At 74.4% G+C, this 24,423-nt stretch carries 11 protein-coding genes; 1 reads left to right on the plus strand and 10 read right to left on the minus strand.

The window, feature by feature from the left end; genetic code table 11:
• Positions 1-6: 6 nt before the first annotated feature.
• From AB0F18_RS14885 to AB0F18_RS14905, 5 genes are all read right to left on the minus strand, one after another.
• On the minus strand, positions 7-5,532 hold the full coding sequence (locus tag AB0F18_RS14885) for an SDR family NAD(P)-dependent oxidoreductase (protein ID WP_362059628.1): 5,526 nt from the start codon (positions 5,530-5,532) through the stop codon (positions 7-9).
• Positions 5,533-5,572: 40 nt separating this feature from the next.
• Positions 5,573-8,659 carry an acyltransferase domain-containing protein gene (locus tag AB0F18_RS14890; protein ID WP_362059631.1) on the minus strand — a complete coding sequence of 1,029 codons (3,087 nt, stop codon included), beginning with the start codon at positions 8,657-8,659 and terminating at the stop codon, positions 5,573-5,575.
• Between the two features lie 87 nt (positions 8,660-8,746).
• Complete coding sequence (locus AB0F18_RS14895) at positions 8,747-9,484, minus strand: alpha/beta fold hydrolase (protein ID WP_362059634.1); 738 nt, start codon at positions 9,482-9,484, stop codon at positions 8,747-8,749.
• Complete coding sequence (locus AB0F18_RS14900) at positions 9,481-10,731, minus strand: cytochrome P450 (protein WP_362059637.1); 1,251 nt, start codon at positions 10,729-10,731, stop codon at positions 9,481-9,483. The genes AB0F18_RS14895 and AB0F18_RS14900 overlap by 4 nt, the downstream gene beginning before the upstream one ends.
• Positions 10,728-10,958, minus strand: coding sequence for a phosphopantetheine-binding protein (locus tag AB0F18_RS14905; protein ID WP_362059640.1), 231 nt, complete (start codon positions 10,956-10,958; stop codon positions 10,728-10,730). The genes AB0F18_RS14900 and AB0F18_RS14905 overlap by 4 nt, the downstream gene beginning before the upstream one ends.
• A 331-nt stretch (positions 10,959-11,289) precedes the next feature.
• Here AB0F18_RS14905 and AB0F18_RS14910 point away from each other — a divergent pair, with 331 nt between their 5' ends.
• A complete protein-coding gene (locus AB0F18_RS14910; RefSeq protein ID WP_362059643.1) occupies positions 11,290-12,807 on the plus strand; it encodes an FAD-dependent monooxygenase in 1,518 nt (505 codons plus the stop codon).
• A gap of 102 nt (positions 12,808-12,909) precedes the next feature.
• Here AB0F18_RS14910 and AB0F18_RS14915 read toward each other — a convergent pair whose 3' ends face one another.
• The 5 genes from AB0F18_RS14915 to AB0F18_RS14935 form a co-directional block, all read right to left on the minus strand.
• Positions 12,910-13,671 (minus strand): ABC transporter permease, encoded by a 762-nt coding sequence (locus AB0F18_RS14915; protein ID WP_362059646.1) that lies wholly within the window; start codon positions 13,669-13,671, stop codon positions 12,910-12,912.
• Positions 13,668-14,624: an ATP-binding cassette domain-containing protein gene (locus AB0F18_RS14920; RefSeq protein WP_362059649.1), complete on the minus strand. Its 957-nt coding sequence runs from the start codon at positions 14,622-14,624 to the stop codon at positions 13,668-13,670. The genes AB0F18_RS14915 and AB0F18_RS14920 overlap by 4 nt, the downstream gene beginning before the upstream one ends.
• Before the next feature lie 75 nt (positions 14,625-14,699).
• A complete protein-coding gene (locus AB0F18_RS14925; RefSeq protein WP_362059652.1) occupies positions 14,700-15,395 on the minus strand; it encodes an alpha/beta fold hydrolase in 696 nt (231 codons plus the stop codon).
• Positions 15,396-15,429: 34 nt separating this feature from the next.
• Entirely contained in the window at positions 15,430-19,254 is a 3,825-nt protein-coding gene (locus AB0F18_RS14930) for an amino acid adenylation domain-containing protein (RefSeq protein WP_362059654.1), read from the minus strand.
• Positions 19,251-24,423 (minus strand): amino acid adenylation domain-containing protein (locus AB0F18_RS14935; RefSeq protein WP_362059657.1); only part of this gene is annotated, 5,173 nt, incomplete at its 5' end. The genes AB0F18_RS14930 and AB0F18_RS14935, both read right to left, overlap by 4 nt.

Genomic DNA, 24,423 nt, shown 5'->3' on the forward strand with positions numbered 1-24,423 from the left:
TCTCCCCTAGCCGAGCTCTTTGTCCAGCAGCGCGAGGAGCTCTCCCGCTGAGGCCGAAGTGATCTGGTCGACGATGGCGACCGGTGATCCGGCGCCCGCCATCGCGCGGACTCGGCCCTGCAGCTCGCCGAGCAGAGTGGAAATGGTGGTCCTGTCCTCCTGGGCGAGCTGGAGGAAGGCCTCCTCCAGCCGGGAGCCCAGCCGTTCGATCTCCTTGGCAAGGTGGCCGGCCGGGGACTCGGGGGCCGCGGAGTCGAAGGCGATGCCCGCGGCCAGGAACTGCGCGAGGGCGCTCGGGTTCGGGTGGTCGAAGACGAGCGTGGCGGACAGCTTCAGCCCGGTCACCGCCGACAGCTTGTTGCGCAGCTCCAGCGCCGTGAGCGAGTCGATCCCCAGCTTCCTGAACGTGGTGGCCGGACCGATCCGGCCGGTGTCCGGGTGGCCGAGGACGAGGGCGGTCTGCGTCCGGATCGCGTCGAGCAGCGCCGCCTCCGCCTCGGCCGGCGGCAGCGACCCGAGCCGCTGCGCGAGTCCGGGGCCGGTCTGCTCGCCGGCCGCCGGACCGCCGGGGCCGGCGGCCTTCCCGGCCGGACCGGCCAGGCCGGCCAGCAGCGGTGCGGCGGCCGCGGCGGGGCCCGTGAGGTCCAGCCGGGCCGGTACGAGGACCGGCTCGTCCAGCGCGAGGGCCCGGTCGAAGAGGGCGAGCCCGTCCCGCGAGGCCAACGGCAGCACGCCCTGGCGCCGCAGGCGTACGAGGTCCGCGTCCCCGATGCCGGCGACCATCTCGCTGCGTTCGGCCCAGAAGCCCCAGCACAGCGAGGTGGCCGGCAGTCCCTCGGCCCGGCGGGCCTCCGCGAGGCCGTTGAGGAAGGCGTTGGCCGCCGCGTAGTTGGCCTGGCCCGCCGTGCCGAGCACGCTCGCGACCGAGGAGAACAGCACGAACGCGGACAGGTCCAGGTGCCGGGTCAGCTCGTGCAGGTACCAGGCGCCGCGGACCTTCGGCGCGAGGACGGTGTCCACGCGGTCCTCGGTCAGCGCCTCGACGACCCCGTCGTCCAGCATCCCCGCGCAGTGGACCACGGCGGTGAGCGGGTGCTCGGCGGGCACCGCGGCGATGAGCGCGGCGACGGAGTCCCGGCGGGTGACGTCGCAGGCCACCACCTCGACCCGGGCGCCCGCCGCGGTCAGTTCGTCCCGCAGCCCGGCCGCAGCCGGGGCCTGCGGGCCCCGCCGGCTCGTCAGCAGCAGCCGGCGCACGCCGTGGTGCTCCACGAGGTGCCGGGCCAGCAGGGCGCCCAGGCCGCTGGTGCCGCCCGTGATCAGCACGGTGCCGGATCCGAGCGCCGGGGCGCCGTCGGGCCGGCCGGCGCCCCGGGCGCGGGCCAGGGCGGGGGTGGCCGCCTCGCCGGCCCGGATCTTCGTCTGGGGTGCGCCGGCCGCGGCCGCCGCGGGAACGGCGGCCAGGGAAGCGGGGGTTCCGTCGGTGTCCACGAGGACGAAGCGGCCGGGGTTCTCGGTCTGCGCGGTGCGTACGAACCCCCAGACGGCGGCCGCCGCGGGGTCGGTGCGGGGCGCCCGGTCGTCGCGGACCGCGTCCCGCGTCACGACGGCCAGGCGGGAGCCGGCGAACCGGTCGTCGGCCAGCCAGTCCTGTGTCCACCGCAGCACGCGGTGCAGGGCCCGCTCGACGCGGGCGGGGGTGTCGGCGCCGTCCGCGTCGGTCCGGCCGAGGCCGGCGATGACGACCGGGGGTGCCTCCCCGTCCGGGGCGGCGATGTCCCGCAGGTCCGCGAAGACCTCGGCGCCCTCGTCCGCGGCGGCCCCGTCGGGCGTTCCCAGCACCGCGTACCGGCCCGTGGCGGGGGCGGAGGGGAGCGCGAGGGGGGTCCAGTCGACCCGGAACAGGGAGTCCCGGTGGTCGAAGCCCAGCGCGGTCAGCCGCTCGGCGTCCGCGGGCCGCAGGTCCAGCGACGCGATGCCGCCGAGGGGGTTCCCGTCGCCGTCGGCGAGGGTCAGGCTCAGGGCGTCCTCCCCCGCCGGCGCCAGGCGCACGCGCAGCACGCCCGGCGACCCGGCCCGGTCCGCGCGCAGGCCCGTGCAGCGGTACGGCAGCAGGCCCTCGGGCGGGGAGCCGTCGGCGTTCCGCCCCAGGGCGGCCGGGAGCAGCGCGGCGTGCAGGAGTGCCGGGTGGATGCGGTAGCGGCCGCCCGCGCCGTCGGCGGCGGGCAGCTCCACCTCCGCGAAGAGGGTCTCGTCGTCGCGCCACAGCCGCTTCAGGCCGTGGAACAGGGGCCCGTGGACGAAGCCGAGGGCGGACAGTCCGGCGTACGCGTCCTCGACGGGGACGGGGGCCGCGCCGGCGGGGGGCCACGCGGTGAGGCCGTCGTCGGCGCCGCCACGGCCGGGGTCGGGGTCGGAGCCGACGGTGCCGACGGCGTTGCGGGTCCACTCCGTCTCGTCCTCGCCGCGGGAGTGCACGCCGATCACGCCCTTGGCGTCGACGACCACGCGGATCTCGCGGGTGCCCGTCCGGGAGAGCACCAGCGGTGTCTCCAGGGTGAGTTCGCCGACGAGGTCGCCGCCCGTGCGGTGGGCCGCCCACAGGGCCAGCTCCATCAGGGCCGTGGCCGGCACCAGGACGGTGCCGTGGACGACGTGGCCGGCGAGCCAGGGCCGGCGGTCGAGGGACAGGCGGCCGCTGCCCACCAGGCCGCCGGGTTCCGATCCGGCGGGCAGGTCGACGACGGCGTCGAGCAGCGGGTGGTCGGAGGTGCTCGCGGCGGTGGTCTCGCCGGGGGTGTCCAGCCAGTAGCGCTGCCGCTGGAAGGGGTAGGTGGGCAGCTCGACCCAGGGGCCCTCCCCCGCCGGGAAGGCGTTCTCCCAGGTGACCGGGGCGCCCGCGACGAAGGCCTCGGCCGCGGAGCGGTGGAGGCGGGCGAGGCCGCCCTCGCCCCGGCGCAGGGTGCCGACGGCGACGGCGACGGCTCCCGCGGCGTCGAGAGTCTGCTCCACGCCGACGGTCAGGACCGGGTGGGCGGAGGCCTCGACGAAGAAGCGGAAGCCCTCCGCGGCCAGGGCGCGGGTCGCCTCCTCGAAGCGGACGGTCCGGCGCAGGTTGGTGTACCAGTACTCGGCGTCCAGACCGGTCGTGTCCAGCCATGCGGCGGTCACCGTCGAGAAGAACGGCACCTGCGCCGTGCGGGGTCGGAGGTCCGCGAGCACGCGTCCGAGTTCCTCGCGGACCGCCTCGACGTGCGCGGAGTGGGAGGCGTAGTCCACGGGGATGCGGCGGGCCCGGATCCCGTCGGTCTCGCAGGCGGCCAGCAGCGCGTCCAGTGCGGCCACGTCGCCCGAGACCACCGCGGAGGAGGGCCCGTTGACGGCCGCGATCGACAGCCCGTCCGTCAGCCGTGCGCGCACGGCCTCGACGGGGAGTTCGACGGACACCATGCCGCCGAGCCCGGACAGCGCGAGGATCGCCTTGGAGCGGAGCGCCACCACCTTGGCGGCGTCCTCGGTCGAGAGGGCGCCCGCGACGCACGCGGCGGCGATCTCCCCCTGCGAGTGGCCCACCACCGCGTCGGGCCGCACCCCGTACGAGCGCCACACCTCGGCCAGGGAGACCATCACGGCCCACAGCACGGGCTGGACGACGTCCACCCGCTCCAGGGCTTCGGCGTCCCCGAGCACCTCGTGGAGGGACCAGTCGACGTACGGTGCCAGCGCGTCGGCGCACTCCCGCATCCGGCGGGCGAACACCGGGGAGGACTCCCACAGTTCCAGGCCCATCCCGGCCCACTGCGAGCCCTGGCCGGGGAAGACGAACACCGTCCGGCCGGCGGGCCCGGCGACGCCGGACACCACGTCGGCGGAGGCGTCGCCGTCCGCGGCGGCCGTCAGGGCGGCGAGCAGGGCGTCCCGGCCGTCGCCGACGACCACCCGGCGGTGGTCGAAGAGGGAGCGCGTGGCCACCAGGGCGTGTCCGACGCCGTCGGCCGGCAGGTCCGGGTCCGCGGCCACGAGGTCGCGCAGCCGCAGGGCCTGTGCGCGCAGTGCCTCCGGCGACCGCGCCGACAGCACCCACGGCACCGGTCCGGGGGCGCCCGCGGGGGCGGGGGTCTCGGACGCGGCGTCCCGCGCGGGGGCCTGTTCGAGGATCAGGTGCGCGTTGGTGCCGCTGATCCCGAAGGCGGACACGCCGGCCCGCCGGGGGCGCCCCGGTGCGCCGGTCGTCCACTCCCTGGCCTCGGTCAGCAGCTCGACCGCGCCGGCCGACCAGTCCACGTGCCGCGAGGGACGGTCCACGTGCAGGGTGCGGGGCAGCACCCCGTGCCGCATCGCCATGATCATCTTGATCATCCCGCCGACGCCCGCGGCGGCCTGGGTGTGGCCGATGTTCGACTTCAGCGAGCCCAGCCACAGCGGGCTGCCCGGCTCCCGGTCCTGCCCGTAGGCGGCGAGCAGCGCCTCCGCCTCCATGGGGTCGCCCAGCGTCGTACCGGTGCCGTGCGCCTCCACCGCGTCCACGTCGCGGCCGGACAGCCCGGCGTCGGCCAGGGCGGCCCGGATGACCCGCTCCTGCGCCAGGGGGTTCGGGGCGGTCAGCCCGTTGGAGGCGCCGTCCTGGTTGACCGCCGAGCCGCGGATGACCGCGAGGACGCGGCGCCCGTGGCGCAGGGCGTCCGAGAGGCGTTCGAGGACCAGCACGCCCGCGCCCTCGGAGAAGCCGGTGCCGTCGGCGGCGTCCGCGAACGCCTTGCACCGGCCGTCGGCCGACAGGCCGCGCTGGCGCCCGAGCTCGACGAGCACGCCCGGCGTCGGCATCGCCGACACCCCGCCGGCCAGCGCCAGCGTGCACTCACCGGAGCGCAGGGAGCGCACGGCCTGGTGGACGGCGACGAGGGAGGAGGAGCAGGCGGTGTCGGTGGAGACCGCGGGGCCCTCCAGGCCCAGGACGTACGCCACCCGGCCCGAGGCCACGCTGGTGTACGTGCCGGGGAGCGCGTAGCCCTCGACCTCGCCGGCCGCCGCGCCGCCCATCCGAGGGCCGTAGTCGACGGCGTAGATGCCGGTGAACACCCCGGTCGCCGAGCCCCGCAGCCCGGCCGGGTCGATGCCCGCGCGTTCCAGCGCCTCCCACGAGGTCTCCAGCATCAGCCGCTGCTGCGGGTCCATGGCCAGCGCCTCGCGTGGGCTGATGCCGAAGAACGGGGCGTCGAACTCGGCGAGGTCGGGCAGGAACCCGCCGGCGCGCGCGTACGTCGTCCCGGGCGCCTCGGGATCCGTGGCGTACAGCGCCTCCAGGTCCCAGCCTCGGTCGGGCGGGAGGTCGCCCATCGCGTCCACACCGCCGGACACGACTCCCCACAGCCCTTCGGGGGAGGTCACTCCGCCCGGGAAGCGACACCCCACACCCACGACCGCGATGGGCTCGCGGGCGGATTCCTCCAGCTCGCGCACCCGCTCACGGAGCTCCCGCGCGTCGCCGACGGCGCGTCGCAGATAGGACCGGAGCTTGTCGACATCCTCCACCAGGGCCTCCCCCAACCGTTGCTCAGAAGTACAGGTGCGGCTACACGTATCCGCGGTCGATCAGCTCGAACAGGTCGTCATCGCCGGGCGGTTCCGGGGCCGCCTCCCGCGTCGTCCCCTCCGCCGGTTCCGGGGCCCGGGGCGCCGGGGGCGCGAGGAGGGAGAAGAGGTGGCGGGCGAGCTGCTGCGGCGTGGGGTGGATGAAGGCGACGGTGGCCGGGAGGCGTACTCCGGCCGCGGCCGCGAGCCGGTTGCGCAGCCCCACCGCCAGCGCGGAGTCGAAGCCGAGGAACTTGAAGGTCTCCGTCGCCCTCGCCGCGAGCGCGGTCTCCGTCAGGGCGGGGTCGCGCACCTTCAGCAGGGCCGCCGTCTCGGCGCACACGAGGGCGAGGACCGCCTGTTCCGAGGCCAGGTCCGCCGCCCGGGCGGCCGTGCCCGGCTCCGCGGTGCGGCCGTCCGCGGCGGTGTCCTCGGGCGCCGTCAGCCAGTGGCTCCGGCGCTGGAACGGGTAGGCCGGCAGGGGGACCCGGCGCGGCCGGTCTGCGGCGAACACCGCCTCCCAGTCCGCCGGCACTCCGCGTACGTGCAGTTGGGCCAGGGAGGCCAGGACCTTGCCCGTGCTCCCGTCGTGCTTGTCCAGGGTGCCCACCACGGTCGGCGAGACCCCCAGGGCGTCGGCCGTCTCCTCGACCGCCACCTGGAGCACCGGATGCGGGCTGACCTCGATGAACGTGCCGTGCCCCTGGGTGATGAGGCGGCTCGTGGCGGCTTCGAACCGGACCGTCCGGCGCAGGTTGCGGAACCAGTAGGCGGTGCCCAGCTCCGCCGGGTCGATCAGGTCGCCGGTCACCGTCGAGTAAATGGGCACCGAGGCGGGCAGGGGGGTGATCCGGCCCAGTCCGTCCGTCAGTTCCGCCTCGAACCGGTCCAGCAGCGGCGAGTGGCCGGGGACGGTGGACCTGATCAGCCGGGCGCGGGCGCCCTCGGCCTCGCAGGCCGCGACCAGTTCCGTGACCGCCGTGGTCTCACCCGAGACGGTGGTGGAGTTGGGCCCGTTGACCGCGGCGATCCCGATCCGGTCGCCCCACCGCCCCAGCAGCTCCCGCACCCGGCGTTCGGGCAGCAGGACGCCGGCCATGGCGCCCTGCCCGGCGACCGTGGCGAGCAGCCGGGACCGCAGGGCCACGATCCGGGCCGCGTCCTCCAGGGTCAGGGCGCCCGCGATGTGGGCCGCGGCGATCTCGCCCTGGGAGTGGCCGACGACCGCGTCCGGGGTCACCCCCAGGGAAGCCCACACCCGCGCCAGGGACACCAGCATCGCGAACAGCGCGGGCTGGACGACCTCGATGCGGTCCAGCGCGGCGGTCTGTTCCGTGCAGGTCAGCACGTCCACCAGCGACCAGTCCACGTGCGGTTCGAGGGCCTTCGCGCACGCGTCGACCGAGCGGGCGAAGACCGCCGACTCCGCGTACAGCCGCCTGCCCATGCCGGGCCACTGCGACCCCTGGCCGGGGAAGACGAAGACGACCGGACCCGCCGGGGCGGTGGCCGTCCCGCGGACCACCCGCTCCGGGTCCTGGCCCGCCGCGAACCGGCCGAGGTCGGCCAGGGCCTCGTCGCGGCCGCCGCTCAGCACGACCGCCCGGTGCTCGAACCGCGTCCGCGTCGAGACCAGCGAGTGGCCGACGTCGGCCGCGGACAGCGAGGGGTCGCAGGCCACGAGGTCCCGCAGCCGTGCCGCCTGCTCCCGCAGGGCCGGCTCCGAGCGCGCGGAGAGCACCCACGGCAGCACGCGGGGGGCCGGATCCCCGGCGGGGGCCGGACGGGGCTCCGCCCGCGTATCGGGGGCCTGTTCCAGGATCACGTGCGCGTTGGTGCCGCCCATGCCGAACGCCGACACGCCCGCCCGGCGCGGCCGGCCGGCCGCGGCCGGCCAGGGCCGTGCGGTCCGCAGGACCTCGAAGTGCTCGTGGAAGTCCTCGATGGCGGGGTTCGGGGAGCGGAAGTTCAGGCTCGGGACCAGCGTGGCGCGGTCCAGGCAGAGCGCCGCCTTCACGAAGCCGACGATGCCCGCGGCCGGCTCCAGGTGCCCGACGTTCGTCTTCGCCGAGCCGATCACCAGGGGGCGGCTGCGGCCCGTCTCCCGGAACACCTCGCGCAGACCGGCCGTTTCGGCCGGGTCGCCCATGCGGGTGCCGGTGCCGTGGGCCTCGACGTAGTCGATGCCGTCGAAGGGGACGTCCGCGCGTGCGAGGGCGGCCCGTACGGCGGCCGCCTGCCCGGCGGGGCTGGGGTCCGGCATCCGGGTGGACGCCCCGCCGCTGCCGACGCCCCAGCCGCGCACCACCGCGTAGACGTGGTCGCCGTCGGCGAGGGCGAGGTCGAGCCGCTTGAGCAGGACGAACGCCCCGCCCTCGCCGCGGGCGAAGCCGTTGGCGCGGGCGTCGAAGGTGTAGCAGCGGCCGTCGGGCGACAGGGCGCCCAGGTTCGCCAGGCCGGCTCCCGCCTGCGGATCGGCGATCAGGTGGACGCCGCCCGCGAGCGCCATGTCGACGGCGCCGCTGCGGATGCGTTCGCAGGTCAGCGCCAGGGACACCAGCGAGGAGGACTGGCCGGAGTCGGCGCAGAAGCTCATGCCGCGGACGTCGAACAGGCTGGAGATCCGGTTCGCGATCATCGCCCCGTTGGAGCCGAGGGCGGCGTAGTGGTCGTCCCGGTCGCTGCCGGACAGCTTGCGCAGCAGGTCGTACCCGGACGGGGCGGTGCCGACCACGACGTCGACCTCGCGGCCGGCGAGGGTGTCCGCCGGGATGCGGGCGTCCTCGACGGCCTCCCAGGCGAGCTCCAGCCCCAGCCGCTGCACGGGGTCCATGGCGGCGGCCTCCGCCGGGCCCGTGCCGAAGAACTCGGCGTCGAACCCGTCGACGGAGTCGAGGAACGAGCCCTGCAGCAGGGTGGCCGCGTCCGGGTGGGACGCGGGGTCGGGGCCGGCCGCCCGGGAGGCGGGGAAGGTTCCGACGGTGGCTTCCCCGTCGTGCAGGAGGCGCCAGAACTCGCGCGGGTCGTTCACGCCGGGGAACCGGCACGACATCCCGATGACGGCGATGTCGGCGGCTGCGCCGTTCATACGCGTTCCCTTCCGGTTCTCTCGGCTTGTGTCGGGATGTCGCTCGGACGGACGGACTGACGCACTGACGGACGGTCGGCGCCGGCTTCACCGCCAGGAGGCCAGCGCCCTCAGCAGCTCGTCCGGGGCGTCCATGAAGTCGTAGTGGCCGCCGTCGACCACCCGGAACTCGACCGTGTCCGCGTACCGGCGCCACCCTTCGAGGTCCTCCGGGGTCACGTCGGCGTCGTCGCGCCAGTGCAGGACCGTGATCGGGCAGTCCACCCGGACCGGCTCCCGCCGCCGGTAGGCACCCGCGGCGGCGTGGTCGCGGAGCAGTACGTACATGCCCATGTCGATCATGTCCGGCCGCGGCTCGATCCCGCGGCCGCGGACGAACGACTCCAGCTCGGCCCGCAGTTCGGGCTCGGTCAGGGTGAGCATCCGGTCGCGCGCGGCGTCGTGCGGGGCCGGCTGGCCCGACACGAAGAGGCGGTCCGGTCCGCGCAGGCCGCGCTCGGCGAGCCGGAGCACGGTCTCGTAGGCGGGGAGGGCGCCCGCGCAGTGCGCGAAGATCGCGTACGGCCGGTCGAGCAGCGGCTCCAGCGGCTCGACGAGGCTGTCGGCCAGGTCCTCGTAGGTGCCGTAGTGCGGGTGCCCCAGCCGGTTCTCGCGGCCGGGGAACTGCACCGGGCAGACCTCGGCGCCGTCGATCCCGGCCGGCCAGGCGCTGAAGGCGGAGGCCCCGGACCCGGAGAAGGGGAAGCACAGGAGCCGGGCGGGGTACGCGTCGGACGGCGGGCGGACGAACCACGGCGAGGCGGTGGCGGGGGTGCCGGTGGTCATGGGGTCCGCCGTTCCTTTCCGACGATGGGCAGGTGGGTCATGCCGGCGATGAAGTACGAGCGCAGGTGCTGCGGTTCGCCGGCGAGCTCGAAGGACTCGAAGCGCGCGAGGAGCTCCTCGAAGAAGACGCACAGGGTCATCCGGGCCAGCGGGGCGCCGATGCAGAAGTGCGGGCCGAACCCGAACGCGCCGTGGCGCTTGGCGCCGGCCCGGGTGATGTCGAAGACGTGCGGGTCGGGGAAGACGGTCTCGTCCCGGTTGCCCGAGCCGATCCACGCCACGACCGCGCCGCCGGCCGGGATGACGCCCCCGCCGATCTCGACGTCGTCCACCGCGTACCGCATGAAGTTGCACGCGGCCGAGGTCCAGCGCAGGCCCTCCTCGACGAGGTTCGGGACCAGCGTCGGGTCGGCGGCCGCCTTCGCGTACTGGTCGGGACGCTCGATGAGGGCCTCGACCGTACCCGACACGGTGTGCGGGGTCGTCACGTTGGCACCCAGGAGGATGCTGTAGCCGTCGAGGGCGATCTCCTCGTCGGACAGCGGCGCGCCGCCCGGGCGGACGCTCGTGAGGTGGTGGAGCAGGCTCTCGTCCTCCGCGCCGGAGGCCCGGTGCGCCTTGGCCCAGTCCCGGACGTAGGCGAGGAGCTCGTGGTGGGAGATGGCCAGGGTCACGGCCTCGTTGCCCAGCCGGAAGTGCGGGTCCGAGGGGGCCGTCACCATGGCGGTCAGCCGGACGAGCTCCTCCCAGTCCTTCTCGGGGATGCCGAGCAGCGGGCCGGTGACCAGCGCGGGCAGCAGCAGTGCCTGCTCGGCCAGGTCGAAGACCCCGCCGTCCAGGGCGGGTTCGAGGAAGCGCACGACGGTGGCGCGGATCCGCTCCTCCCACGAGCGCACCGCGCGGGCCGTGAGCCGGGAGCCGAGCGGCCGGCGGACCTCGGTGTGCCGCGGCGGGTCGGTGGAGGTCATCAGCACGCCGGCGGCGGGGTCGTCCGTCCCGAGGTGGGTGGGGACCGTGCCGCGCTCGGAGGTGAACTCGCGGTGGTCGCTCAGGACGCGGCGCACGTCCTCGTAGCGGGTCACCGACCAGAACTCGCGGCCGTCCGGCAGGACCTGGTGGTGCAGGGGGGCCTTCGCCCGCATCACGTCCCAGATCGGGTGCGGGTCGCCGGACGTGTAGAGGTCCAGGTCGAACAGGTCGACGCCGCCGAGGTCGACCTCGGGCCGGGGACCCGGCGTCAGCCTCACGCCGCCGTCCTCGCCCGCTCGATCAGCTCGGCGACCCGGGCCGGGGTCTGGGCCAGGTAGAAGTCGCGCACGGACAGCTGGACGCCGTAGGCCTCCGACACCTGTTCGATGATCTTGATTCCGCTCAGCGAGTTGCCGCCGATCGTGAAGAAGTCGTCGTCCACCCCGACCTCGCGGCCGAGGTGTTCTCCCCACAGCCCCGCGATTTCCTGCCCCAGCGATCCCATTGCCAGTCCGTCCTTCCTCCGCCGACCGGGAGTTCCGTCGGCCGCGCCGTCCCGCCGGCGAGACACGTTCCTCGAACGGCCGGACCGAGTGTCGCGTGAACGCGTGTCCGCTCACACCGCTTCGGCGGTGGTCCGGTGTCCGCCGGCCGGTGGGGTTGAGAGTGCGCCGGCGGGCCTGTTCACCGGGACCGTCCCGCCGGCGGGACAGGGGGAAGCCGGACCTCGGCTCGCCCGTCCCGGCGTCGGCGTTCCTTGACCGGCCGATTCGCGTTCAGTGAACGTGAGGGTGATTTAACGACGTTAGAGGCGCAGTCGAACGAGGGGGAACGACGTGGGACATACGGGTACGGACGCGGACGTGGTCATCGCGGGCGCGGGTCCGACGGGCCTGATGCTCGCGTGCGAGCTGCGGCTGGCGGGCGCCGACGTGCTGGTGGTCGAGCGGCTCGCGGAGCGCACGGGCGAGTCACGGGCCGGCGGGATCCACTCGCGCACCCTGGAGGTGCTGGACCAGCGCGGGATCCTGGACCGCTTCCTGGCGGAGGGCGAACCGCAGCCGGTGGGCCACTTCTCCGGTCTTTATCTGGACTTCGACGAGTCGGAGTCGAGGCATCCCTACCCGCTGATGATCCTGCAGTCCGCCATCGAACGGCTGCTGGAGGAGCGGGCCGCCGAGCTCGGCGTGCGGGTGCGCCGGTCGGCCGCGGTGAGCGGGATCCGCCAGGACGAGGACGGCGTGACGGTCGAGCTGGACACGGCGGACGCGGCGGACGCGACGCTGCGCGCCCGCTACCTGGTGGGCTGCGACGGCGGGCGCAGCACGGTGCGCAAGCTGGCCGGCATCGGCTTCCCGGGCACCGAGGCGACGATGACCGCCCTGATCGGCGACGTCGAACTCCCCGGCCTGCCCGAGGACTACGTCTGGGTGCGGCGCACCCCGGGCGGTGACTACTCGGCGATCGCCTTCGAGCCGGGCTGGTACCGGGTGATCACGTCCGAGTACGACCGCGTCGCGGACCGCGACGAACCGGCGACGTTCGAGCAGCTGCGGGAGTCCCTGGTCAGGGTCGCGGGCACCGACTTCGGCATGCGGGCCCCGCGGTGGGTCTCCCGGTTCAACGACGCCGCACGGCAGGCCGACCGGTACCGGAAGGGCCGGGTGCTGCTCGCGGGCGACGCCGCGCACATCCATTTCCCGGCCGGCGGGCAGGGTCTGAACATGGGGGTGCAGGACGCCGTCAACCTGGGCTGGAAGCTCGGGTCGGTGGTACGGGGGCGGGCGCCGGAGAGCCTGCTGGACAGCTACCACGCCGAGCGCCACCCCGTCGGGGAGCGCGTGCTGCACAACACCCGGGCGCAGGCGGCCCTGGCCCGTCCGGGCGCCGCGACGGACGCGCTGCGCGAGGTGTTCGGCTCGCTGATGGTGTTCGACGACGTCAACCGGGTCCTGCGCCACATGCTGACCGCGCTGGACATCCGCTACCCGGTCGACGGCGACCACCCGATGGAGGGCCGCCGGGTCTTCGACGCCGACCTCAAGACGGCCGACGGGGTCATCGGCGTCTACCAGCTGCTGCACGAGGGCCGGCCGGTCCTCCTCGACCTGTGCGGCGGCGCCGGGGTCGCGGCGGCCGCGGAGGGCTGGGCCGATCGCGTCGACCTCGTCGAGGCGCGCAGCGAGGACGAGCTCTGGCCGGTCCCGGCCGTGGGCGAGGTCCCCGCTCCGGCGGCCCTGCTGATCCGCCCCGACGGCCACGTGGCCTGGGCGGCGGACGCCGTCGGCGCGCCCGACATCCCGGCGCTGCGGACGGCGCTGACCACCTGGTTCGGTCCGGCCCGGCGGGGGTGAGGCCGCGCCCGCCGGCTCGGGGGCGCACGCGACGGCGGCCGTCAGGACCCGGTCCGGGTCCTGACGGCCGCCGTGGTCGTGGCCGGCCCCGGCCGGCCGCGGTCACGCCCGCTTGTTGAACGTGGAGACCGCCCACACGTAGCCGAGGAGGGCGAGGCCCAGGCACCAGGCGACGGCCGCGATCGCGTCGCCGCCCGACGGGTTGCCCGCCAGGAGCCCGCGCAGCGTCTCGATGATCGGGGTGAAGGGCTGGTACTCCGCGAACTGCCGGATGCCGGTTCCCATGGTCTCCGCGGGGACGAACGCGGTGCTCAGGAAGGGCAGCATGATCAGCGGTACGGAGGCCAGGCCGGCCGACTCCACGGTCTTGGCGGCCAGGCCCGTGGCGACGGTGAGCCAGCCGGCCGCGAAGCTCAGCAGCACGATGACGCCGACGACGCCGAGCCAGTCGAGGGCGCTCGCGGCGGGGTCGAAGCCCATCGCGAAGGCCACCCCGACGATGGCGGCGCAGGCCACCAGGCAGCGCACCGAGGTGACGACGACGTGTCCGGTCAGCATGGCGCCGCGGGAGACGTCCATGACCTTGAAGCGGTTGATGATGCCCTTGGTCATGTCGTCGTTCACGGCCGTCGCGGTGGCGCCCAGGCCGTAGCTGATGGCCATCACGAGCAGGCCGGGCGTCGCGTAGTCGACGTAGTCCTCGCCGACGCTGAAGGCGCCGCCGAACACCCCGACGAACATGAGCATGATGATGATGGGGAACAGGACCGCGTTGAAGACCGTGACGGGGTTGCGCACGGTGTGCTTCAGGTTGCGGCGCAGCATGATCGCCGAGTCGGCAAACGGCGTCGAGACCGTGCTCACTGTGCGATCGCCTCCTTGCTGGTGTTCTGGGCGCCCGCCGTCTGTTCGGTGAGGGCGAGGAAGACGTCGTCGAGGTCCGGCCGCTGCACCGAGAACTCCTGGGCGTCGATCGCGTGCGCGTCGAGCCGGTCCAGGAGGGCCCGCACCGACCGCGTCTCGCCGTCGCCGGGCACCCGCAGGGTGAGCTCCTCGTCGTCCCGGGTGGCCTCGGTCAGGACCCGCGCCGCGCTGTCGAGCTCGACGAGGTCGGCGAAGCGGAACCGGACGTGGGTGCCGGGGATCTGGCGCTTGAGCTCCTCGGGGGTGCCCTGGGCGACCAGGCGGCCCTGGTTGAGGACGGCGATCCGGTCGGCGAGCTGGTCGGCCTCCTCCAGGTACTGGGTGGTGAGGAAGATGGTGGTGCCCTCGGCGACCAGTTCGCGGACGATGCCCCACATGGTGCGCCGGCTGCGCGGGTCGAGACCCGTCGTCGGCTCGTCCAGGAAGATGACCTGCGGGTTGCCGACCAGGGTCATCGCCAGGTCGAGCTTGCGGCGCATACCGCCGGAGTACGTGGACGCCTGCTTGTCCGCCGCCTCCACCAGGTCGAACCGCTCCAGCAGCCGCGTGACCACCCCGCCGCCGTCGCGCACGCGCTTCAGGTCCGCCATCAGCCGCAGGTTCTCGCGGCCCGACAGCAGCTCGTCCACGGCGGCGAACTGGCCGGTCACGCCGATGGCGCCGCGCACCTGCCGGGTCTCGGTCGCCACGTCGTGCCCGGCGACGCGCACCGTGCCGGCGTCGGCCTTCATCAACGTCGTCAGGACGTTGACCGTCGTCGTCTTGCCCGCGCCGTTCGGGCCGAGCAGGGAGAAGACCGATCCCGCGGCGACGTCGAAGTCGATGCCGTCGAGCACGACCTTGTCACCGTATGCCTTCCGCAGCCCTGAAACTGCGATCGCTGAACTTCTCATGCCTCCACTTTCCTCTCCGGGCCTGTCATCCACCTGTCACGCCGCTGACACCGCGCTGGAGCCCATCTCGCCTGATCAGAGGGACTGTTGTGCGATCACGTCCAGGACCTCCCGGCCGGAGTCGACCAGGTACATGTGGTCGCCGGGGAACTCCGCATAGGTGAAGCCGGCCGTGGTCGCCGCCTGCCACTGCCGGGCCTCCTCGGCGGTGACCAGACCGTCGACGGCGCCGCGCAGCGAGCAGATCGGCACGCTCAGCGGTACGTCGGTGCTCGGTACGTAGCTCTCGTGCATCTCGCAGTCGGCCTGGAGGACCGGGAGGATCAGCTCGCGCATCTCCGGGTGGTCCAGTGCCTCGTGCCGGAACCCGGCGAACTCCTCGACCCTGGCGAGGAACTCCTCGTCCTGGAGCCCCGCCGCCCGCCGTTCGCGCTGGGTCCACGGGCCCGGCGAACCGCTGACGACCAGCCGTTCGACGTGCACGCCGCGCGCGCCCAGCAGGTGCGCCAGCTCATAGGCGAGCACGGCGCCCAGGCTGTGCCCGAACAGCACGGTCCGCGCCCCCTCGCCGAGGTCCGCGACGACCTCGTCGACCGAGCCCTTGGCGGCCTCGTAGACGTTGCGGTACGGCTCCTCCAGGATGCGCCGCTCCCGGCCCGGCAGCTCGACCGAGGTCACCCGCCACCGGCCGGCGGCCAGCTCCCGCCAGGGGTGGAAGAACGAGGGGCCCGCTCCCGCGAACGGCACGCACAGCAGCGTGGTCTCCGTCACCGCGACCAACTCCGATCATGTGTTCTACGGTTCGTCATGCCAGGTCCGCCAGCTTCCGGTTCAGGACCTCGAAGACCTCGGACACGGGTCCGGGCAGGTTCATCTCGTGGTGCGTGGCCGCCACGTCGTACTCCTCGATGGTGCCGAGGACGTAGGGGCGCCACAGGTGGGCGTACATCTCGTCCTTGAGCGTGGCGTGGAAGAACACCACGTCGCCGCGGTAGACCGGGGATTCCCAATCCATCATCAGGTTGGTGTTGTTGGCGAGGACCTTCGACATGTTGTCCAGGAACTCCTGCTGGTTCCCGGTGCCGATGTACTGGCCGAAGAAGTCCTCCAGCTCGTCGCGGTAGTCCTCCACCGTCTTGTTGCGGTGGATCTCCGACCAGCCCTGGCCGCCCGGCTGGGAGTCCAGGACGGCCGTGAGCGCGATCTCGTGGCCGCGCCGGTCGAGGCCCGCCGCGATGGCCTGGACGAGGGTGCCGCCGTAGGACCAGCCGACGAGGTTGAAGGGCCCCTCCGGCTGGATCTGCAGCATCTCCTCGATGAAGTGGTCGACCATCTCGTCGATGGACTCCACCAGCGGTGCCCGGCCGTCGGCGCCGCGCGACTGCAGGGCGTAGGCCTGCCGGTCCTTCACGTGCGTCACGAAGCTGAAGTACGCCCAGCCCAGGCCGCCTCCGCCGTGGAAGAACCACAGCGGCTTCTTGCCCGTGCCGGGGTCGCTGTTGAGCGGCAGGACGACGCCGAAGGGGTCGGCGACCTCGTCGGGGACGGCGCCGGCGAGCAGGAGTGCGGCGAGTTCGGCCACCGTCGGGAACTTGATGATCGTCCTGAGGGGCAGCTCGACGTCGAAGTCCTTGCGGATGCGGACGCTGAGCCGGGTGGCCAGCAGGGAGTGGCCGCCGAGCGCGAAGAAGTCGTCGTCGACGCCGACGCTCTCCTTGTCCAGCAGTTCGCAGAAGACGGCGGCCAGCCTCTCCTCGTGGGAGTTGCGCGGCGCCTGCCCGGCCGCCGCGGGGGTGTGCTCCGACGGGAGGGCCTGGCGGTCGAGCTTGCCGTTGGGCGTCAGCGGGATCTCCGCGAGCGGGATCAGCGCGGACGGCACCATGTAGTCGGGGAGGCGGGCGCGCAGGTACTCGGTCAGCTCGGGGAGCAGTACGTCCGCCCCGGCGGCGTCCGCCGCGGGCACCACGTAGCCGACGATGCGCTTGTCGCCCTGCCGGCTCTCGCGCACCACGACCGCCGCCCGCGACACGGCGGGGTGTCCGGCGAGCACGTGCTCGATCTCGCCGAGCTCGATGCGGAAGCCGCGGACCTTCACCTGGTGGTCGGTGCGTGCGACGTACTCCAGCCGGCCCGCCTTGTTCCACCGCACCAGGTCGCCGGTGCGGTACATGCGGGAGCCGGCGGGGCCGAACGGGGAGGGCACGAACCGCTCCGCGGTCAGCTCCGGGCGGTCCTGGTAGCCGCGCGCGAGTCCGTCTCCGGCGATGTACAGCTCGCCCTGGACGCCGCGCGGGACCGGGCGCAGCCGCGCGTCGAGCACGTACACCTGCGTGTTGCCGATCGGCGTGCCGATGGTCACGCCCGCCCCGGCCTTGAGGGGCGCCATGGTCGACCAGGTGGTGGTCTCGGAGGGGCCGTACCAGTTGCCGACCTCGGCGGCCTGCTCGGCCAGCGTCTCGGCGAGGCGGACCGGGACGGCCTCCGCTCCGGTGATGATCCGCAGGCCCTGGGCGGCGTCCGGCTCGTGGGTGAGCAGCATCTGCCAGAAGCCGGGGGTGGCCTGGACCACGGTGACCCCGTGGCGGCGCAGCAGGGCCGTGATCGCCGACGGGTCGGTGACGGTCTCCTTCTTCGCCAGGACCATGGTCGCGCCGGAGACGAACGGGAGGTACAGCTCGGTGTTGGCCATGTCGAACGACACGGTCGTGCTGAACAGCATCCGGTCGGCGGCGGTCAGCGGGAACCGGCGCTGCGTCGCGGCCAGGAAGTTGGCCACGGCGCCGCGCGGGATCGTGACGCCCTTCGGGGTGCCCGTCGAGCCCGAGGTGTAGATGACGTACTGGGTGTTGTCCGGGCGGACGCTCACCTCGGGCGCCGTGTCCGGGTACCCCGCGAGGTCGGCGGCGGCCAGGGTGGCGGCGTCGAGGACGAGGGCCGGCTTCGCCTGTTCGAGGACGAAGTCGATGCGCGAGCGCGGGTGGTCGGGGTCGATCGGTACGTAGGCGCCGCCGGACTTGAGCACGGCGAGCAGGGCCACGAGCAGGTCCGGGGTCCGGGGCAGGCAGACGGCGACCAGCGACTCGGCGCGCACGCCGCGGCCGGCCAGCCAGTGTGCCAGCCGGTTCGAGCGGGCCTCCAGTTCGCGGTAGGTGAGCGACTCCTCCTCGGCGATGAGGGCGAGGGCCTGCGGGGTCGCCTCCGCCTGCCGGCTGATCGCCTGCGCCAGGCCGCCTTCGAGGGTGGGCTCGGCGGTGTCGTTCACCTCGATGAGCAGCCGTTCGCGTTCGCCGCCGATCAGGACGTCGACGTCGGAGATGCGCGCCTGCGGGTCGGCGGCGAGCTGCTCCAGGACGCGGGCGTAGCGGGCGGCCATGTCCTCGACCGTGTCCCGGTCGAACAGGTCGGTGGCGTAGGAGATGTCGCCGCGCAGGGCGCCGGTCTCGTCGGTGGTCATGCTGAAGAACACGTCGACCTGGGTGGTCGCGAGGAGGGCCTGCTGGTACTCCACGTCGAGTCCGTCGAGCTCCAGGGACCACTTCTCGGTGTTCTGCCAGCCGCACATCACCTGGAAGAAGGGCCGGTACGCGGCGGAGCGGTCCGGGTTGAGCTGTTCGACCAGCACCTCGAACGGCACGTCCTGGTGCTCGTAGGCGGCCAGCGCCTTGTCGCGGACCTGGGCGAGCAGGCCGGCGAAGGTCGGGTCGCCGGAGAGGTCCATGCGGATGACCAGGTTGTTGACGAAGCAGCCGATCAGGTCGTTCAGCGCCTCGTCGGTACGGCCGGCGATCGGGGTTCCGACCGGGATGTCCTCGCCGCCGCCGAGCTTGGACAGCAGGACGCCGAGCGCGGCCTGCATGACCATCGACATGGTCAGCCCGCGCCCGTCGGCCAGCTTCTGCAGTCCGGCCATGACGTCGGCGGCCACGGGGATGGGGACCGCGTCGCCGTCGGTGCCCGCCTCCACGGACCGCGGGCGGTCCAGGGGGAGGTTGAGCGGCTGGGGCACGCCCTCCAGTTCCCGGCGCCAGTAGGCGATCTGCCGGGCGCCGAGGCTGTCCGGGTCCGCCAGGTCGCCGAGGACCTCGCGCTGCCACATGGTGAAGTCCTTGTACTGCACGGGCAGCGGCTCCCACTGCGGGGCCCGGCCGCTGCGGCGCGCGTTGTAGGCCGCGGCCAGGTCCCGTGCCAGCGGCGCGCCCGAGCTGCCGTCCGAGGCGATGTGGTGGATGACCAGGACGAGGACGTGCTCCTCGGGTCCGCAGCGCAGCAGGCGGGCCCGCAGGGGGATCTCGGCCTCCAGGTCGAACCAGTGCGCGACGGTCTCGTCCACGGCGGCGGGCACCTCCTCGGGCGCCACGTCCGCCACCGGCACCCGTACCTGCTCCCGCGCCCGCTCCGTCGGCAGGATCAGCTGGTAGGGCTCCCCGTCGTCGTCCGTCAGGTAGGTGGTGCGCAGCACCTCGTGCCGGTCGACGATGTCGCGGAGCGCCGCGAGGAGGGCCTCCTCGTCCAGTCGCCCGGTCAGCCGGAACGCCGAGGAGATGTTCCAGGTCTCCGCACCCTCCAACTGGTGCAGGAACCATGTGCGACGTTGCACGAAGGACAGCGGAATCATTGCTTCACTCCTCATACGAACATCTGGCGCAGACTCGGGCGGCGCGGGACGGCCGATTCCTCAAGCCACGGTGCGAGCGCGGCCACTGTCGGCAGGTCGAAGATCTTGCGGATGGGTATCTCCAGTCCCATCTCGGCGCGGGCGCGGCTGATCAGCCGGGTGGCGAGCAGGGAGTGCCCGCCGAGCTCGAAGAAGCCGTCGTCGATGCCGACCCGGTCCAGTCCGAGCACCTCGGCGAAGAGCGCGGCCAGGGCCTCCTCGCGGGCGGTGCGGGGCGCCCGGTAGGGGGCGCCGGTGAACTCCGGCTCGGGCAGCGCGGCCCGGTCCAGCTTGCCGTTGGGCATCAGCGGCAGCCGGTCCAGGAGCACGAAGGCGGAGGGCACCATGAACTCGGGCAGCCGCTCGGCGGTGAACCCGCGGAGCCCCTCCGGGTCGGCGGCGCCCGCCGGCACCACGTACGCGACGAGCTGCTTGCCGGAGCCCGCCGCCTGCCGGGCGACGACCGCCGCCTGGGCGACCTCGGGGTGGGCGGCGAGGACGGCCTCGACCTCGCCGGGTTCGACGCGGAAGCCGCGCACCTTGACCTGCGCGTCGCCTCGGCCCACGTACTCCAGGCGGTCCTCGGCGTTCCAGCGGGCCAGGTCGCCGGTGCGGTACATGCGCGAGCCGGAGGGGCCGAACGGGTCCGCCACGAAGCGGTCGGCGGTCAGGTCGGCGCGGCCCTGGTAGCCGCGGCCCACGTTCCCGCCGACGTACAGCTCGCCGACCGCGCCCTGCGGCACCGGGGCCAGGTCGGGTCCGAGGACGTAGGTCCGCATGTTGCCGAGCGGGGTGCCGACGGGTGCGCTGCCCGCCCGGCCCTCCGTCCCGTCGGGGACGGTGTGGGTGGTGGCGTAGAACGACTCGCTCTGCCCGTAGGCGTTGACGACCCGGACGCCCGGGAAGGCGCCGCGCACCTTCTCGACGAGCGAGGAGGGCAGGGCCTCTCCGGCGAAGACGAGCGTCTCCACCTCGGTGCGGCCGGCGATGCCGTCGAGGAGTTCGGCGAAGGCGGACGGCACCGTGGAGATGACGCTGCCGCTCCAGCCCTCCTTCCGTTCGCCCAGCACCAGGACGTCCCGGACCAGTTCGACGACGCCGCCGGTGGCGAGGGTCGTGAAGATCTCGAACACCGAGACGTCGAAGTTGACGGAGGTGCCCGCGAGGAGCCGCTTGCCGGGCCCGGCCCCCACGCGGGGGGCGAGCTGGAGCACGCCGTTGACGACGTTCGCGTGGGTGATGGCGACGCCCTTGGGCTTGCCCGAGGAGCCGGAGGTGTACATCACGTACGCCAGCCGGTCCGCGTGCACCGGCCGGGTGGGGCCGGTGTCCTCCCCGTCGGCGTCCCCGGCCCCGGAGAGGTCGAGGGTGTCGAGGAGGAGGTCCGGGGCGTCGTGCGCGGGCAGGACCGCGACCGTGGCGGAGTCCGTCAGGACCAGGCGCGGCCGCGCCTCGCCGAAGATGGCCGCCAGCCGGTGGCTGGGGTACCTGGGGTCGACCGGCAGGTAGGCGCCGCCCGCCTTGAGGATCGCGAGGAGTCCAACGACCAGGTCCGCCGACCGCGGCAGCGACAGCGCGACCAGCGACTCCCGGCCCACTCCGCGTCCGGCGAGCTCGCGCGCCAGGCGGTCGGCCCGGGCGTTCAGCTCGCGGTACGTGAGGGTCGTGCCGTCGGCGGTCAGGGCGGGCTCGTCCGGGGTCCGGGCGGCCTGGGCCTCGACGAGCCCGTGGACGGTGACGTCCGGGGTCTCGGCGGCGGTGTCGTTGAACTCGCCGAGCAGCCGGCCGCGTTCGGCGGGCTCCAGGACGTCGAGCTGGGCGACCTTGAGCTCCGGGGTGGCCGCCAGCTGCCGCAGGACGCGCACCAGGCGGGCCGCGAACACCTCCACCTCGTCCCGGCCGAAGACGCCCGGCGCGTACTGGAAGATGAGCTGCAGGTGCGGGTCGGCCGCCGCCATCAGGGCCAGCGGGTAGTTGGTGGCGGTGGCCGGGCGCAGGCCCGTGAAGGCGATGCCGTCCGCGGCGGCGCCGGCGGCTTCGAGGCCCTCCCGGTCGACCGGGTAGGACTCGAAGACGAACAGCGTGTCGAAGAGGGACGGCCGGCCGACGGCCCGCAGGATCTCGGTGAGCCCGCGGTGGTGGTGCTCCAGGAGGGCGGCCTGCCGGTTCTGGAGCCGGGTGAGGACCTCGGCGAGGGTGTCGCCGGGCGCGTGGTCGACGCGTACGGGAAGGGTGTTGATGAACATCCCGACCATCGCGTCCACGTCCGTCACGGCGGGCGGGCGTCCGGAGACGGTGGCGCCGAACACCACGTCCCGGCGGCCGGTGAGCCGGCCGAGCAGCAGCGCCCAGGCGCCCTGGACCAGGGTGTTGACGGTGACGCCCAGCTCGGCGGCGCGCGCCGCCAGTGCGCGTGCCTCCTCGGCGGGGAGGGGCACGTCGAGCTGTTCGACGCCCTGCTCCCCCACGCCCTCGGAGCCGGGGGCGAGCAGGGTCGGCTCCTCGACCCCGTCGAGTTCGGCCGTCCACGCCCGGGCGGACTCCTCCTCGTCCTGCCCGGCGCGCCAGGCCAGGAACTCGCCGAAGGCGGGGGGTTCGGGCAGGGCGGCCGGGTCGCCGCGGGACCCGTAGAGCAGCAGCAGGTCCCGCATCAGCAGGGGGGTGGACCAGCCGTCGAACAGCACGTGGTGGGAGGTCATCACGAGGTCGGCGCGGCCGGGTTCCTGGGCGACGAGGGACAGCCGGATGAGCGGCGGGGTGTCCACGTCGAAGTGGGCGGCCCGGTCCCGGACGAGGAACCGTTCGAAGGTCGCGGTCCGCTCGGCCTCGCCGGCCCCGGTCAGGTCGAGGTACTCCCAGGGCAGGGTGACCCCTTCGGCCGGCACCACCTGGACGAGGTCTCCGTCGGCCCGGTTCACGTACGCCGCGCGGAGGTTGGGGTGGCGGTCCAGCAGGGCCTGACCGGCCCGGCGCATGCGTTCCGGGTCGACCTCGCCGGAGAGGTGGAAGACCAGCTGGTTGTGGTAGGGGTCGAAGGAACTCCCGGCGAGCAGGGTGTGGAAGAGCATCCCGGACTGCGTGGGGGTGGTCGGCCAGATCTCGGCCAGCCTGCCGTAGCGGGCCTCCCAGGTGTCGATCTCCTCCTGGCCCACCTCGACCAGGGGCGCGTCGGAGGGGGTCAGCCCGCCCGCGCCGGGGGTCGCCGCGTGCCGGGCCAGGGCGGTCAGGGCCTGGACCCACAGCCCGGCCAGCTCGGTGACCTCCTCGCGGGAGAGCACACCGGTGGGGAAGCCGAAGGCGGCGGTCAGCTCGTCACCGCCGGGGGCGGGCACGGCCACCGCGTCGACCTCCAGGGCCGAGGGCACCGGCGCGTCCGTGTCCGGCGCGGCGGCCGGCCCCGGGTACGCGGGGTCCGCCGCCCAGCCCAGGCCGCTCAGCTCCTGGGGCAGCTCCGTGTCGGAGGGCCGGCCGCGGTAGGTGAACCCGATCCGCGGTCCGGGCTCCACGGCGGCGCCGTGGCCCGCCGCCGCCCGCGCCTGCTCCTTGACGGCCTTGAGCGCCCGGCCGGCGGCCGGGCCGCCGGCGAAGGCGTCCGCGAGGTCGATGCCGGCCAGGTCGAGCCGGGCCGGGAACACCGGGGTGAGCCGGCCGATCGTGCGGGACAGGTCGGCGCCGGGCACCGCGTGCCCGTCCCGGTCCCGTCCCTCCAGCCGGACCGTGGCGGGCGCCCCCGGCAGGCCGAGGGTCTCGTTCCGGCGGGCCAGGGCCAGCGCCAGAGCGGTGATCAGGCCGTCCTCGGCGCCGGCGCGGAACAGCGCCGGCAGCCGGTCCAGCAGGGTCGCCGTGACGTCCGCCGGGACCCGGACCCGCACGGTGTCCGCGGTGGAGCGGGGGTCGCGCGCCGGCTCCTCGTCGTACGGGATCTCCGTCTGCGGGACGGCCGTCTGCCCGGCGATGGCGTGGGCCCAGCGGCGGTACGAGGTGCCCGCCCGGCCGAGCGCCGGGGTCCGTCCCTCGCGCACCTGCTGCCAGGCGCGGACCAGGTCCGGGATCAGGATCCCCCACGAGACGCGGTCCATGACCAGGTGGTGCGCGACGATGAGGAGCCGGTCGGCGCCCGAGTCCGTGGTGAGCCGTACGAACCGGACCATGACGCCCGCGTCCGGGTCCAGCCGGCCGGCCGCGGCGTCGAGTGCGGCGCGGACGGCGTCGTCGCCGGAGCCGGCGGCCTCGCTCAGCAGCGCTTCGGCCCGCACGCTGCCCGGCGGCTCGATGACCAGGCCCGGCTCGGCCCGGTCGAGCCGGGCGCGCAGCACGTCGTGCCGGTCCAGGACGGCCTGCACCGCCGCGGTCAGCCCCGCGCGGTCGGCGTCGGCGGGCAGGGTCAGCACGCGGGAGGTGCACAGCCTGGCGATGCCGCCGCCGCGCGCGAGGAGGTGCGCCGCCGCCGGAGGCAGCGGGGCCCAGCCGGTGCCGCCGCCGGGCAGCTCGGCCAGGGCCGGGAGCTCCTCGTCCCGCCCGTCGACCAGTTCCGCGAGCCTGGCGACCGTGCGGTGTTCGAAGATCTCCCGGACGGTGACGGCCGTGCCGCGGGTCCTGGCCCGCGCGACGACCTGGATGGAGCGGATGCTGTCCCCGCCGAGGGCGAAGTAGTCGTCGTCGATGCCGACCCGCTCCAGGCCGAGGACCTCGGCGAACAGCGCGCAGAGGGTCTCTTCGCGCGGGTTGCGCGGCGCCCGGCCGGTGGACACCTGCGCGTAGTCCGGTACGGGCAGCGCCCGCCGGTTCAGCTTTCCGTTCGGAGTCAGCGGGATCTCCGAGAGCGGCACGATCGCGGTGGGCACCATGTAGTCCGGCAGGCGCCCGCGCAGGTACTCGGGCAGCCGGGCCAGGAGCGGGCCGATCGACTTGGCGAGCGAGGGGTTGTTGGCCCGGACCCGGCCGCCCGCACCGCCGGCCGCGGCGGCGAAGGCGCCCGTGACGGCCGGGGGCGCGGCCTGCTGCCGGGGCAGCAGGACCAGGTCGAAGCGGCGTGCGTCCTCGCCGGACCAGGTGACGACCGCGTCCCGGCCGTCCGCGCGGGCCGCGCGGCGCAGTTCCTCCGGGTCGGCCGGGCGGGCCCGGGCGGGCGCCGGGGCGAGGAGG

Source organism: Streptomyces sp. NPDC029216 (genome assembly GCF_040648015.1).
In the GTDB taxonomy this organism is placed as follows: Bacteria; Actinomycetota; Actinomycetes; order Streptomycetales; family Streptomycetaceae; genus Streptomyces.

Excerpts from the sequence above, each read along its gene's own strand:
- AB0F18_RS14930 (WP_362059654.1), bottom strand. The coding sequence starts at position 19,254 with ATGAGGAGTGAAGCAATGATTCCGCTGTCCTTCGTGCAACGTCGCACA.
- AB0F18_RS14905 (WP_362059640.1), bottom strand. The coding sequence starts at position 10,958 with ATGGGATCGCTGGGGCAGGAAATCGCGGGGCTGTGGGGAGAACACCTC.
- AB0F18_RS14890 (WP_362059631.1), bottom strand. The coding sequence starts at position 8,659 with ATGAACGGCGCAGCCGCCGACATCGCCGTCATCGGGATGTCGTGCCGG.
- AB0F18_RS14895 (WP_362059634.1), bottom strand. The coding sequence starts at position 9,484 with ATGACCACCGGCACCCCCGCCACCGCCTCGCCGTGGTTCGTCCGCCCG.
- AB0F18_RS14920 (WP_362059649.1), bottom strand. The coding sequence starts at position 14,624 with ATGAGAAGTTCAGCGATCGCAGTTTCAGGGCTGCGGAAGGCATACGGT.